A 12,561-nucleotide genomic window follows, 5' to 3' on the forward strand; every position below is an offset into this window, starting at 1 on the left:
GCCCTCGCCCGCCCCCCGTCTCGGGGATGCGCGCTCGGGCCGGGTTTCCGTTCGCAAGAATCGTTTGCTTGGCTTGTTCTTCTTTCGCTACTCAGTATCCGGTTTTCAAGGTTCTGCGGCGCCCCTCCCGGGGCCCCGTCGCTTTCGGTTCCACCCGAAGCGCAAGGAGATATATTACGCGCCCGTCACCCCGCCGTCAAGAACTATTTTCCAGTTTCTCGAGAATTTTTTCCGCGGGCGTTTCACGCCGCAGAAAGGCGGCAGGTGCCGCTGAGCCGACGATGTCGTGACCGTCCTGTTTTCGCGGGGGCGGCGAACGCGTGCATATATTAGTATAGGGAGCGAACGAAAGGAGCATGCGCCATGCCGAACGAGCCCGACCTCGACCCGACCGTCACCATCCCCCTGCCGCCGTACGCCCTCGAGGCCCTCGACGCGCTCGAGGCGGCCGGCTTCGAATCGTGGGTGGTGGGCGGCTACGTGCGCGACGCGCTGCTCGACCGCCCTTCGGCCGACATCGACATCGCCACGCTGGCGCCATGGCAGGACGTGCAGCGGGTGTTCGAGGCGCGGGGCCATCGCACGCACGAGACGGGGACGGCGCACGGCACGCTCACGGTGATCGTGGACGAGCAGGCACTCGAGATCACGACGTTTCGCAGCGACGGCGCCTACGCCGACGCGCGCCACCCGAAGCAGGTGTCCTTCGTGCGCACCATCGCCGAGGATCTCGCACGGCGCGACTTCACCATGAACGCCCTGGCCTACCACCCCGCGCGCGGCCTGTTCGACCCCTACGGCGGCCACGCCGACCTCGAAGCGCGCGTAATCCGCGCCGTGGGCGACCCCGAGCGCCGCTTCTCGGAAGACGCCCTGCGCATGCTGCGCGCCTGCCGGTTCGCCGCGGAGCTGGGGTTCGCCATCGACCCAGCCACCTTCGAAGGCATGCTGGCGAACAAGGGGCTGCTCCCCCGCATCTCCACCGAGCGCATCACCCACGAGCTGCAGCGTCTGCTGCTGGGGGCGCACGCGGGAAGCGCGCTCGTCGCCACCGTCGACGTGCTGGCGGCCGTGCTGCCCGAGCTCGTGGCCATGAAGGGACTCGAGCAGCGCACGCCGTACCATATATACGACGTGCTCGAGCACACGGCGCACGTGGTGGACGGTGTCCCGCCCTACCCGCTCGCCCGCTGGGCCGCGCTGTTCCACGACATGGGCAAGCCGGCGGCGTTCTTCACCGACGAGGACGGCACGGGGCACTTCTACGGGCACGCCGCCATCAGCGTCATGCTGGCGCGCGGCGTCATGGAGCGCCTCGCGCTGTCGTCGGCCTTCATGACGCGCGTGCTCGTGCTGGTCGAACGCCACGACGACGTGATCGACCTCACGCCGAAGGCCGTGAAGCGCGCGTGCACGCGCCTCGGAGGCGACACCGACCTGTTCGCCGCGCTGTGCGACCTCAAGCGCGGGGATGCGCGCGGGCAGGCGCCGCAGTGCATCGGCCGCGTGGCCGACGCCGACGAGCTCGAACGCATCCTGGCCGACGTGCTGGCGGCCGACGAGGCGTTCTCGCTCGGGAAGCTGGCGCTCGACGGGCGCGACGTCATCGCGCTCGGCGTGCCGCAAGGCCCCCTCGTCGGACAGGTGCTGGCAGAAACGCTCGATGCTGTCATCGACGAGCGCATCGAGAACGAGCCCGACGCGCTGCGCGCCTTCGTCGAAGGATGGCGCGACGAGCATCTCGACCGCGCCGCTGGGTGACGGCCGCGCCACCGCACGGTGACGGCTTCCCGCCCGCGCAGCGCAGCGCGGGCTCGCTTCCTATACTGAGATGCGCGCACTACGACCACCTCAGGAAAGCGAGGCACCTCATGACCCCACCCTCCGCAACCGCCCAGGCGCAGCCGGAAGCCGCCGTCGAATCCCCCGACGAGCGCATGAGCATCACGATCTCCCACAACGGGCCGTATCTCGTGCACGGCGGCATCCCCCTGACCCAGGAGGTCATCACGCCCGTCGGCGGCCATCGCGAGTACCGCACGGCGCTCACCTTCCCGCTGCAGGAAACGTACGCGCTGTGCCGCTGCGGGCAGACGAGCACGCCGCCGTTCTGCGACGGCTCGCACGTGGCCGCGAACTTCCACGGCACGGAAACCGCCTCGCGCGCGTCGTTCGAGGAGCGCGCCGACATCTTCCCCGGCCCCGGCGTGACGCTGTACGACGACAACCGCTGCGCGTTCGCCCGGTTCTGCCATCGCGAGGACGGCGACGTATGGACGCTCACCGAGCTGTCGGGCGACGAGCGCCTGAAGCAAGAGGCCGTCAAGGAATCCACCGACTGCCCCGCCGGAAGGCTCGTGCACGTCGACTCGGAGACCGGCGCGATATACGAGCCGGAGTTCGAGCCCTCCATCGCCCTGCTCGAAGACCCGGAGGAAGGCGTGAGCGGGCCGTTGTACGTGCGCGGCGGCATCCCGCTCGTCGGCGTCGACGGCGTCGAGTACGAGCTGCGCAACCGCTATGCGCTCTGCCGCTGCGGCGCGTCGCGCAACAAGCCTTTCTGCGACGCCATGCACGTAACCGTGGGCTTCGAAGACGGTTTGGATGACGATAGCACCTGGTAAACTACGGAAACCAGCACGACGATCCGCCGCCCTCCCATCGAATCCGTCAACTTTTCCAGAAAAATTTGGCGATAAGGCTTGACGAAGCGGCGCGTACCCCGTAATATACCAACTCGCGCTTGCGACTGTTGCGAAAGCAGCAGGAGCACATCGGTTAGCCGATGGGGTGTCGTCTAATGGCAGGACAGCGGTTTCTGGTACCGTATGTGAGGGTTCGACTCCTTCCACCCCAGCCATTTTTGCGGTATACTGCACAGCGCACTATGTGGCTCCGTCGTCTAGCGGTTTAGGACGCCGCCCTCTCAAGGCGGAGGTCGCCGGTTCGAATCCGGTCGGAGCTACCAAGAAATGACAGGCCAGCGGATGTATCCGCTGGCCTTTTTCTTTGTGTTTCCTCCCTCTCCGCCAACGCCTTTCTCCCCTTCGCCCAGCACGCTGTCGTACAATGGCGGCGAACGAAGAGAAAAGGAACCCCATGGAGAACGAACAAGACCGCACATCCCGCATCCCGACAGCCGCCGCATCCGTCGAGCTGCCGTTCGGCGAGCCGCTCCTCATCTGCCCCGGCCTGTACCGCGTGCGCGTGCCGCTTCCCCACAACCCGCTGCAGGCGCTCAACTCCTACATCGTCCTGGGCGACGAGACGACCACGATCATCGACGTGGGCTTCAACCACCCCGCGTGCGAGGAGGCCCTCGACAAGGCGCTCGAAGCCCTCGGGCGCACCTGGGACAGCGTCGAGATCGTGCTGACGCACTCGCACCCCGACCACACGGGCAACCTCGACCGCATCTACCGCGACGGCATGCGCGTGTACGCGAACCTCCACTCGTTCAAGGAAGTGGAGAACCTCATGGAGATGCAGGCGAACGTGTTCGGCCCGCTGCTGCGGAAGGCGGCGACGCCCCAGCAAAGCGGGCTCGTGTTCCGCAAGGGCAAGCACCGGCTGCACGTGTCCGCCGAGCTGCTCCCGCTGACGTGCAAGCCCGACCTCATCTACCTGCACGAAGGCGACGTGCTGCGCGCCGGGGACTTCACGTTCGAGGTGATCGAGACGCCGGGGCACGACCCGTGGCACATCTGCCTGTACGAGCCCGACCGCAAGCTCATGATCATCGGCGACCACGTGCTGGAGCGCATCACGCCGTCGGTGTCGTCGTGGTTCCCCGCCTACAACGCCCTGGAGGAGTTCCTGGAAAGCCTCGGGAAGATGTACTCCTACGACGTCGACCTCGTGCTCCCCGCGCACGGGACCCCCTACACCGAGCTGCGCGACCGCGTCATGTTCCTCATCGCGCATCACGGCGAGCGCCTGCAGGAGCTCTACGACCTCGTGGCCGCCGGGCACGACGACATCGTGTCCATATCGTCGCACGCGAAGTGGCGCTACGAGAACTGGAACGAATGGCCGCTCGACCAGAAGTTCTTCTCGATGGGCGAGACGATGGCCCACCTCGTGCACCTCGTGTGCGAGGGCAAGATCAAGCAAACCATCTGCGGCGACGAGTACCGCTTCGAACTGCCGTAAGCCTGCATCCGCATCGGAAGGGAGCATCATGCGCATCGACCTGATCATCGAAAGCCGGAACGTGTTCACCGGCACCGACGGCACGGCCCGTCCCGCCGCCGTCGCCATCGCCGACGACCGCATCGCAGCCGTCGGGCCGCGCGAGGACGTGCGCGCCTTCGCGCGGGAGACGAACGCCGGCGGCCCCGCGCCTGAGGTGCGCGACTTCGGCGACGCGCTCGTGGTTCCCGGCTTCCACGATTCCCACCTGCACTTCTTCCACTCGGCCGTGTACGCCTCGCCGCTGGCCACCATGTTCCTCGGCGAGAACGAGGCCGACTGCGTCGCGCGCATGCAGGCGTTCGCCGAGCGGCGCCCGAGCGGCTGGCTGCTGGCGCAGGGATGGCGCGAGTACCGCTGGGACCCGCCCGTGCTGCCCTCGAAGCACTCGCTCGACGAGGCCTTCCCCACCCGCCCCGTGGCGCTGTACTCGGGCGACGCCCACACGCTGTGGCTCAACTCCGCGGCGCTGGCCGAGCTGGGACTCACGCGCGACAGCGTCCCGCCCGCGGGCGGATCGTACGACCGCGACGAAGCGGGCGAGCTGACCGGCATCGTGCGCGAAGCGGCCGCCATGGAGCTGATGCCGCAGATCATGGGATCGTTCACCGACGACGAGGTGGCATCCGCGTACCGCGGGTTCTTCGCCCGCCTGGCCGAGAACGGCGTGACGAGCGTGTGCGACATGTCGCTCATGGCGCATCCGGGGCTCGACTTCATCCGCGACGACGTGCATGCCGCCCTGCTCGAGCGCGGCGAGCTGACCGCGCGCGTGCACCTCTTCCCCACGCTGCTCGACGACATGTGCCGCTTCGAGACGATGCGCGCGCGGTACACGGGGCCGTACCTGCAAGCGCCCGGCTTCAAGCAGTTCTTCGACGGCGTGTCGAGCCAGCACACGGCCTGGGTGACCGAGCCCTACGCGAACGCGCGCGTCGAAGGCGACTGCGGCCGCCCCACGGTGGACGCCGCCGTCATGCGCTCCTACGTGCTGGCCGCCGCCGAGCAAGGCTATCCCGTGCGCATCCACACCATCGGCGACGCGGCCATCCACGCCGCGCTCGACATCTTCGAGGAGGCGCGCGCGAAGTTCGGGCCGCTGCCCGAGGGGCGCCGCAACTGCCTCGAACACCTCGAGAACTTCCTGCCCGAAGACCTCGACCGCCTCGCCGAGCTGCAGGTGGTGGCCGCCGTGCAGCCGCCGCACATGACGCTCGACCCGGGCGGCCCCGAGCGCGACCTCGGCCCCGAGCGCGTCCGCTTCATGTGGCCGTTCCGCACGCTGCTCGACCGCTCCACGGTGCTCGCGTTCGGAACGGACTCGCCCGTGGTGGACGTGAACTCGATGGACGTGCTGTACAGCGCCGTGAGCCGCCGGGATCCCGGCACCCACGAGCCCGCGGGCGGGTGGCTGCCCGACGAGCGCGTGCGTATGGCGGAGGCCCTGCGCGCCTACACGCAGGGCAGCGCCGCGGCGGCGGGCCGCCGGCGCGAGCTGGGCACGCTCGAGGTGGGCAAGCTGGCCGACCTCGCCGTGCTCGACCGCAACCTGCTGGCATGCGACGCCGACGACATCCAGAAGACGAAGGTGCTGGCCACGTTCATGGGCGGGACGTGCGTGTTCGAGCGCTAGGCGCGCAACCGCCCGATGCGGCGCGCATCAGGCGCCTCCCCCGTCCTCGCGCCGCTTCATCGCGGCCTTGTTGCGGTACATCGCCTCGTCGGCGCGCTTGAACACGCCGACGAAGGCGAGGTCCACCTGCTCTTCGTACACGGCGATGCCCCGCGCGATCGAAACCCTGCGCTCGGGATGGGCGTACCGGTTGCTCTCCTCCAGCTCGCGCTCGAATCCCTCGAGGAGATCGATGCAATGCTCCAAGTCCGCATGCTCGAGGATCACCGTGAACTCGTCTCCCCCGATGCGGTACACGGGGCTTCGCTTGAACACCTTGCAGATGACCCTGCAGGCGTCGATGATCAGCATATCGCCGAAATCGTGCCCGAACGTGTCGTTCACCTGCTTCAACCCGTTGATGTCGAACACGATGACCCCGAATTCCGGCTTCCCGGCCTTGATGGCCTCCTCGAGGCGCTTCACGGCATCCTGGTAGGCGGTCTTGTTCTTCACCCCGGTGAGGCCGTCGCGGTAGGCGAGCCCGTTGATGTAGTCGATGTAGGTGCGCAGATGGTTCACCGTCTGCTGGAAGCTCAGCGCCAGCGTGCCCACCTCGTCGTTCGTCCTGCTGGACAGCTCGACGGACAAATCGCCCTCCGCCACCTGCCGGGCGGCCACGTTGAGCTCCTTCAACGGCCTGACGATCCTGCGCGACAGCGCCACGGCGAGGACGACCGAGAGCGCCGCGTTCGCCGTCGTGAAGAAGACGATTTGCGCGATCAGGTTGTTCTTGGCCGCATCGATCTCCGCCGTCGGAGCCGTGATGGCGAGCCTCATCCCGTTGCTCAGGCTGCACAGCGCCATGCGCTTCTCGACGCCGCGCCAGGTATAGGGGAACAGGTACGACCCGTTCCCGCCACGCTGCAGCTCCTCGGCAACCGGAACGAGGCTTTCCTCCAGATCGCCCATGGGCGTGCCCTCCTGGAGCTCCCGATGGAAGATGACGTTCGCCTCACCGTCGGTGAGGAACGCGTAGCCGCTCTCGTACACGTGGGTGCTCGTCACCATGTCCTCGATGACGCTGAAATCCACGTCCATCCCCACGACGCCCACCGTCTCGCCGTCCGCGTAGAGGGGGATGACGTACGACAGCATCTCGACGCCGAGGTTCTTGTTGAAGTACGGGGCGAGCCAGATCGGCTTGCCGCTCTGCACCGGCAGGTAGTACCAGCCGACGTGCTCGAGATCGTCGGAGCCGTACCGAGACAGGTCGGTGGGCGCCTGCGGCTGGAAGCTCCCGTCCTGGGTCGCCCTGCTCCAGAACAGGCCCGCCGTCGGCCCTGCGAGATTCGGGTTGAAGCGCACGTACACCGCCAGGGAACCGTCGGTGCTGCGCCCGGCGTTTACGGCCACCGCCTGGATGCGCGCGGTGAGGTCCTCCACGTATGCGGGATCGGTCCGCAAGCGCGAGACGTCGTCCAGCTCGTCCGTCGCGTACAGGGCCAGCGTTTCGACCGATTGCTCGATGCGCGAGAGGATCGCGTCGATGCTCTCGGCCTTCTCCTCGCACATCAGGTTCATGATGCGGGAGGAATCGGCATCCACCACGCCGTTCGCGTTGAGGATGCCGGCACCGCCGATCACCGCGGCGCACAGGAGCGTGCAGCCCAGTATGAGCGCGATGAACTTCGTCTGAATTGATTTCGTAAGCTTCCTTCCGCACGATGCGTCCTCCCGCAATCGGGAAGGCACATCGTAGCGGAGCGAGCGCAAAGGAACCGCAAACCTACGAAAGCCGCTCCAGCTCCCCCAAGGTCAGCTCCGCCCAGCTGTACTGGGCCATGTACTGGCCCCGGTAGGAGCGCACGGCCGCACGCTCCCCCTCGAGGAACCGGTACAGGTCGCAGTCGACGAGCGCGCAGTCGATCGAGAAGCTGTTGCGCCGCTTGACCAGCACGTCTTCGGCGCCCGCGTCGCGCAGCGCGCGGGCCAGGTCGGAGACCACCGTGCGCGCGTAGCTGCGCACCGACGGGCCGTCCGGACGATCCTCCCACAGCGTCGCGCAAAGCTCGCCCGTGTTCACCGACGAGCCCCGACGGTCCACGAGGAACGCGAACAGCTCCTTGGTTTTCGCGTGCGAGAAGCGCACCGGCTCCCCGTTCGCGAACACGTCGAAATGGCCGAACGTCTGCACGCGCAGCACCGGATCGCACGGCAAGCCCCGCTCCCCGATGCCCTCCAGCTCGACCCGCACCTTCTCCACGGTCACCGGCTTGAGGACGTAGCCCCGCGCGTGCACGTTGAAGGCTTCCAGAGCGTAGTCGGAGTAGCCCGTCACGAACACGACCTTCGTGTCGGGAGCGTGCTCTCGCAGCGCCTTCGCCAGCTCGAGCCCCGTCATGTCGAACATCGCGATGTCGAGGAACGCCACGTCGGGACGCTCGCCGGCCGCAGCGGCGTCGAGCGCGTCGCGAGCGCTTCCGAACGAGCGCACCTCGCAGCCGGGCGCCGCTTCCCGAATGGTCCTTTCGAGCAGCGCGAGCACGATCGGCTCGTCATCGACCGCAAAGCATTTCATCCATCGCCCCGTTTCGGAATCGTCATCGCCACCGCCGTCCCGCCGCCGACGACGCTCGTCACCGCCACGCGTCCGCCGCACTGGCCTTCAAGCCGCAGGCGAACGTTGCCGATGCCCACATGCGCACGTCCATCATGGGGCACCGCGTCGGGATCGAACCCGAGCCCGTCGTCCTCCACCGTGATCACATACGCCGCGCCCTCCTCCCGCGTGCCGATGCGCACGGTTCCGCCCTCCCGCCGCCCCATCACGCCGTGGCGAACCGCGTTCTCCACGATAGGCTGGACGGTGAGCGGCGGCACGCGGAAATCGACGACGGGCGTATCCCACACGATGCGGAGCCTGTCGCCGAATCGCATGCGCTCGAGCTCGACGTAGCTGCGCACGTGCGAAAGCTCCTGCTCGAACGGGATGGTCCCCGCGTTCGTCAACGAGTTCAGATCGCCGCGCAAGAACTCGGAGAAGCAATCAACCGCGCGCTCCGCCCGTTTCGCATCCGTCTGGCACAGGCTCTTGATGACGGCGAGCGAGTTGAAGAGGAAGTGCGGCTGGATCTGGGACAGCATGAGGGATATCCTGCCCTGGGTGAGCTCCTGCTCGAGCTCGATCACCCGGCGCGCCTGCAGGAGCGCGGCCTCGATGTAGCGGATGGCGTGGACGAACTGGGAAACCAGTATCAGCGCGAGCCCGCAGAGCAGCAGGGCCTTCTCCTCGAAGAACTCGAACTGGTAATTCGCTATCTCCGCGCCCAGAAACCCGAGGAAGAGCAGGCCGGGCACCACGAGAAAGCCCATCGGGCCCCCGTGCGACGTCCGTATCGCGTACCCCACGTTCAGGGCCGCGACCACCGACGAGGCGCCCACGAGGACCATCAGCGGCGTTCGGAACGCGTAGGCGTCCGTGAGCCCCGCCGCCTGGGCGATCGCGTAGGCGAGCGAGAACAGGGCCACGACTGCCAGCAGCGCATCGTTCACGCGTCGCGGCCTGCCCTCCATGAAGGAGCCGAGGTAGAGCACGGCGAACACGAGCGAGGCGATCGCCGTGACGATCTCCAGGAACATGACCAGCACGCTGTTGCCGACGAGCAGCGTGCTGAACCGAGGGGTCAGCAGGAACATGACGCCGACGCTGACGGTGAAGCCCGCCAGAAAGAACACCGACGCATGAACCCCGATGCCGCGCATCGTCAGCATGAGGGACGCCGCCAGCAGCAGCATGCTGGCGAAGAGCATGAACAGGCTCGCCACGATGGGGAGCCAGTGCTCGAAGAACACCGATCGGGCCAGGGCGCCGCTGTCGCCCACCACCACGGTGTCGAAGAAGTCCCGGTAGGCCTGCAGGTAGTTGTTCGAATACGCATTCGACAGCTCGACGGTCCACACGTCGTCGCCCGACACGTCGCGCGGCACGACGAAGCGGCCCCAACCCGACCCCGACGAGAAGAACGTCGCGGGGTGGTCTTCGGGCGCGCCGAACGCGTAGACCTCGGATCCGTTGAGAAGAAACCGGACCTCGAGGTTCTCCACGAAGAAGAACAGCTGGTCGCCGGCACGCAACGGGGAGTCGAAACGCCCCTCGACCGCGATGGAGCCCACCGTGTTCGGGTTCGCGTCCAAGGCACCCTCGTCGCCCGACACGATCGAGAACCGGACCGGCTCGACCTGCGTCTCCTGCGCGTTGCCGAACGGGAGAACCTGCGCGAGCACCACGGCCGCGACCAGCGCGAAGCAGGCGACGAGCACGCCCGCCGCCACCCTTCCCCCGTATGCGCGAACAGCCTTATCGCGTCCCATGCGGCATGCCACCCCCTGCCCTCCCGCTTGCACCGGCGAACGACGCTCAGTCGCAGCGCTCCCACATATGGTCCAGGGGGCCGTTGCCCCGTCCCAGGTCGAGGCCCGAGGCGAGGGCGCCGTGGACGTAGTCCTTCGCGGCGCGCACCGCCGCCTCCATCGGCAGGCCCTGCGCGAGCCCGCAGGCGATGGCGGACGAGAGCGTGCAGCCCGTGCCGTGGGTGTTCTCGGTGTCGATGCGCGGGGCGCGCAGCCAGAAGGCCGGGGCGTCCGCGTCGGACACCAGTACGTCGTCGGCGCGCTCGACGCCGTGGCCGCCCTTCACGAGCGCGGCGCCCCGCACCCGCTCGGCCAGCTCGTCGGCGGCGCGCTCCATGGACGCGTCGTCGTTCACGGCGAACCCGCACAGCACCTCCGCCTCGGGCATGTTCGGTGTGACCACGTCCGCGAGCGGCAGCAGGCGCGCCTTCAGGGCCTCGACGGCGTCCTCGCTGATGAGGCGCGCGCCGCTCGTGGCCACCATGACGGGGTCGACCACGATGTTGGTCGCCCCGTGGCGCTCGAGCGCGTCGGCGATGGCCTCGATGATGGCGGCCGACGACACCATGCCCACCTTCACGGCGGCGGGGCGGATGTCCTCGAACACGGCATCGATCTGAGCCGTCACGAACGCAGGGTCGACGTCGAGCACGCCGGTCACGCCGAGGGTGTTCTGAGCCGTGAGGGCCGTGAGGGCCGTTTCGGCGAACAGGCGATGCGCGGCGATGGTCTTGATGTCGGCCTGGATTCCCGCGCCGCCGCTGGAATCCGATCCGGCGATGCTGAGCACTGCTTCCATGTCGTTGTCCTTTCCTCGGGCGGCGGCGCGGCTACGCGCCGAGCGCCGCCTGCACCGCCGCACGCAACCGGCGCGTTCGGGCTTCGATATCGTCGGCCGCGAAGATGGCCGACACCACGGCCGCCCCGTCGGCGCCCGTGCCCGCGAGCGCGGGGACAGTCTGCTCGTTCAGGCCGCCGATGGCCACCACGGGAACGTCGACCGCCGCGCAGATGGCGCGCAAGCCGTCCGTTCCCACGTCGGCGGCGTCCGGCTTCGTCGGCGTGCCGAACACGGCCCCCACGCCCAGGTAGTCGGCCCCGGCGGCCTGGGCGGCCAGCGCCCGCTCCACGGTCTGCACCGACACGCCCACGATGGCGTCCGGCCCGAGCTTCGCGCGTGCGTCGGCGCACGCGGCGTCGTCCTGGCCCACATGCACGCCGTCGGCGCCCGCTCGCGCCGCGGCCTCCACGTCGTCGTTCACGACGAACGGCACGCCCGCCGCGCGGGCGAGCGGGGCCAGCGCGCGGGCCCGCAGCACCACCTCGGCCTGGGGCGCGTCCTTCTCGCGCAGCTGCAGGAACGTCGCACCGCCCGCCAGCGCCTCCTCGACGCAGGCGGACAGCGTGCGCTCCCCCAGCCACGTGCGGTCGGTGACCGCGTACAGCGCCATCGCGCGGCGCAGGTTCTCCCGTGGGTACATCGGCTCTCCCTTCGCTTCCGCCGGCTACGCCAGCTGCTCCACCTTCGCGCCCGCTTCGAGCGCGGCGCCGTCGAGGTTGTACAGCGCGTCGAGCAGGTAAGTGCGGAACGACCCGTTGCCGTCGTAGCCGCTCATGCGGTTCTGGGCGACCTGGCCCGCCAGCCCCATGCCGGCGACGGCGGCGGCCATGGCGTCGAGCGTCGCGCCCGGGTTCGCCACCGCGAACGCCGTGCACACGCACGACAGCATGCAGCCGGCGCCCGTGATGCGGCCCATGAGGGGGCTGCCGTTGCGGACGGCGTAGGCGCGCTCGGCGTCGGCCACGATGTCGATGGCGCCCGTGATGGCCACCACCGCGCCCGTCTTCGCCGCGAAGGCGCGTGCGAATGCCGCGCCGGCCGCCAGGTTGTCCTCGCACACCGCATCGTCGGGGCACACGTCCACGCCGCGCGTGGCCGCCGACCCGCCGGCGAGCGCCTTCACCTCCGACATGTTGCCGCGGATGACGGACACGGCCAGCTTGTCCAGCAGGTCGCCCGCCGTGCGCGTGCGCAAGACCGATGCGCCCGCGCCCACCGGGTCGAGCACGATGGGGTGGCCCAGCTCGCTCGCGCGCTCGCCGGCCGCGAACATGCCCTGGATGGAGCGCTCGTTCAGCGTGCCGATGTTGAGCGTGAGGCCGCCGCAGATGGACGCGATGTCCTCCACGTCGGCGGGCTCGTCGCTCATGATAGGGCTCGCGCCGATGGCCAACAGCGCGTTCGCGCAGTCGTTCACCGTCACGTAGTTCGTGATGTTGTGCACGAGCGGCGCCGTCGCGCGCACGTTGTCGAGCGCGCGCTGCAAAGCGAACGGTTCCATAGG

General features: G+C 68.6%; 10 protein-coding genes and 2 tRNA genes. 6 read left to right on the plus strand and 6 right to left on the minus strand.

The window, feature by feature from the left end:
* Window positions 1-363: 363 nt before the first annotated feature.
* From H8S61_RS11200 to H8S61_RS11225, 6 genes are all read left to right on the plus strand, one after another.
* On the plus strand, window positions 364-1,761 hold the full coding sequence (locus tag H8S61_RS11200; RefSeq protein ID WP_186939055.1) for a CCA tRNA nucleotidyltransferase: 1,398 nt from the start codon (window positions 364-366) through the stop codon (window positions 1,759-1,761).
* 110 nt (window positions 1,762-1,871) lie between these two features.
* On the plus strand, window positions 1,872-2,624 hold the full coding sequence (locus H8S61_RS11205) for a CDGSH iron-sulfur domain-containing protein (protein ID WP_186939056.1): 753 nt from the start codon (window positions 1,872-1,874) through the stop codon (window positions 2,622-2,624).
* Between the two features lie 162 nt (window positions 2,625-2,786).
* Window positions 2,787-2,860 (plus strand) — tRNA-Gln (locus tag H8S61_RS11210).
* A 31-nt stretch (window positions 2,861-2,891) separates the two neighbouring features.
* Window positions 2,892-2,968, plus strand: a tRNA-Glu gene (locus H8S61_RS11215).
* Window positions 2,969-3,099: 131 nt separating this feature from the next.
* Window positions 3,100-4,152 (plus strand): MBL fold metallo-hydrolase, encoded by a 1,053-nt coding sequence (locus tag H8S61_RS11220; protein ID WP_186939057.1) that lies wholly within the window; start codon window positions 3,100-3,102, stop codon window positions 4,150-4,152.
* A 28-nt stretch (window positions 4,153-4,180) separates the two neighbouring features.
* Complete coding sequence (locus tag H8S61_RS11225) at window positions 4,181-5,824, plus strand: amidohydrolase (protein ID WP_186939058.1); 1,644 nt, start codon at window positions 4,181-4,183, stop codon at window positions 5,822-5,824.
* Between the two features lie 27 nt (window positions 5,825-5,851).
* On the opposite strand, the gene H8S61_RS11230 is transcribed toward H8S61_RS11225, so the two are convergent.
* The 6 genes from H8S61_RS11230 to thiM are packed head-to-tail and all read right to left on the minus strand — an operon-like array spanning window position 5,852 to window position 12,558.
* Complete coding sequence (locus H8S61_RS11230; protein ID WP_186939059.1) at window positions 5,852-7,546, minus strand: sensor domain-containing diguanylate cyclase; 1,695 nt, start codon at window positions 7,544-7,546, stop codon at window positions 5,852-5,854.
* Between the two features lie 46 nt (window positions 7,547-7,592).
* Window positions 7,593-8,384: a response regulator gene (locus tag H8S61_RS11235; RefSeq protein WP_186939060.1), complete on the minus strand. Its 792-nt coding sequence runs from the start codon at window positions 8,382-8,384 to the stop codon at window positions 7,593-7,595.
* Entirely contained in the window at window positions 8,381-10,177 is a 1,797-nt protein-coding gene (locus H8S61_RS11240; protein WP_186939061.1) for a sensor histidine kinase, read from the minus strand. Before H8S61_RS11240 ends, H8S61_RS11235 begins: the two co-directional genes overlap by 4 nt.
* Before the next feature lie 46 nt (window positions 10,178-10,223).
* Window positions 10,224-11,015: a bifunctional hydroxymethylpyrimidine kinase/phosphomethylpyrimidine kinase gene (gene thiD, locus H8S61_RS11245; RefSeq protein WP_186939062.1), complete on the minus strand. Its 792-nt coding sequence runs from the start codon at window positions 11,013-11,015 to the stop codon at window positions 10,224-10,226.
* A gap of 31 nt (window positions 11,016-11,046) precedes the next feature.
* A complete protein-coding gene (gene thiE, locus H8S61_RS11250) occupies window positions 11,047-11,697 on the minus strand; it encodes a thiamine phosphate synthase (RefSeq protein ID WP_186939063.1) in 651 nt (216 codons plus the stop codon).
* Between the two features lie 24 nt (window positions 11,698-11,721).
* Window positions 11,722-12,558, minus strand: coding sequence for a hydroxyethylthiazole kinase (thiM, locus tag H8S61_RS11255; protein WP_186939064.1), 837 nt, complete (start codon window positions 12,556-12,558; stop codon window positions 11,722-11,724).
* Between the last annotated feature and the right edge of the window lie 3 nt (window positions 12,559-12,561).

It is taken from the genome of Eggerthella hominis (assembly GCF_014287365.1).
Classification (GTDB): Bacteria; Actinomycetota; Coriobacteriia; order Coriobacteriales; family Eggerthellaceae; genus Eggerthella; species Eggerthella guodeyinii.

Coding starts and splice junctions, on each gene's coding strand:
- H8S61_RS11200 (WP_186939055.1), top strand. CDS start 364: ATGCCGAACGAGCCCGACCTCGACCCGACCGTCACCATCCCCCTGCCG.
- H8S61_RS11205 (WP_186939056.1), top strand. CDS start 1,872: ATGACCCCACCCTCCGCAACCGCCCAGGCGCAGCCGGAAGCCGCCGTC.
- H8S61_RS11220 (WP_186939057.1), top strand. CDS start 3,100: ATGGAGAACGAACAAGACCGCACATCCCGCATCCCGACAGCCGCCGCA.
- H8S61_RS11225 (WP_186939058.1), top strand. CDS start 4,181: ATGCGCATCGACCTGATCATCGAAAGCCGGAACGTGTTCACCGGCACC.
- H8S61_RS11235 (WP_186939060.1), bottom strand. CDS start 8,384: ATGAAATGCTTTGCGGTCGATGACGAGCCGATCGTGCTCGCGCTGCTC.
- H8S61_RS11240 (WP_186939061.1), bottom strand. CDS start 10,177: ATGGGACGCGATAAGGCTGTTCGCGCATACGGGGGAAGGGTGGCGGCG.
- thiD (WP_186939062.1), bottom strand. CDS start 11,015: ATGGAAGCAGTGCTCAGCATCGCCGGATCGGATTCCAGCGGCGGCGCG.
- thiE (WP_186939063.1), bottom strand. CDS start 11,697: ATGTACCCACGGGAGAACCTGCGCCGCGCGATGGCGCTGTACGCGGTC.
- thiM (WP_186939064.1), bottom strand. CDS start 12,558: ATGGAACCGTTCGCTTTGCAGCGCGCGCTCGACAACGTGCGCGCGACG.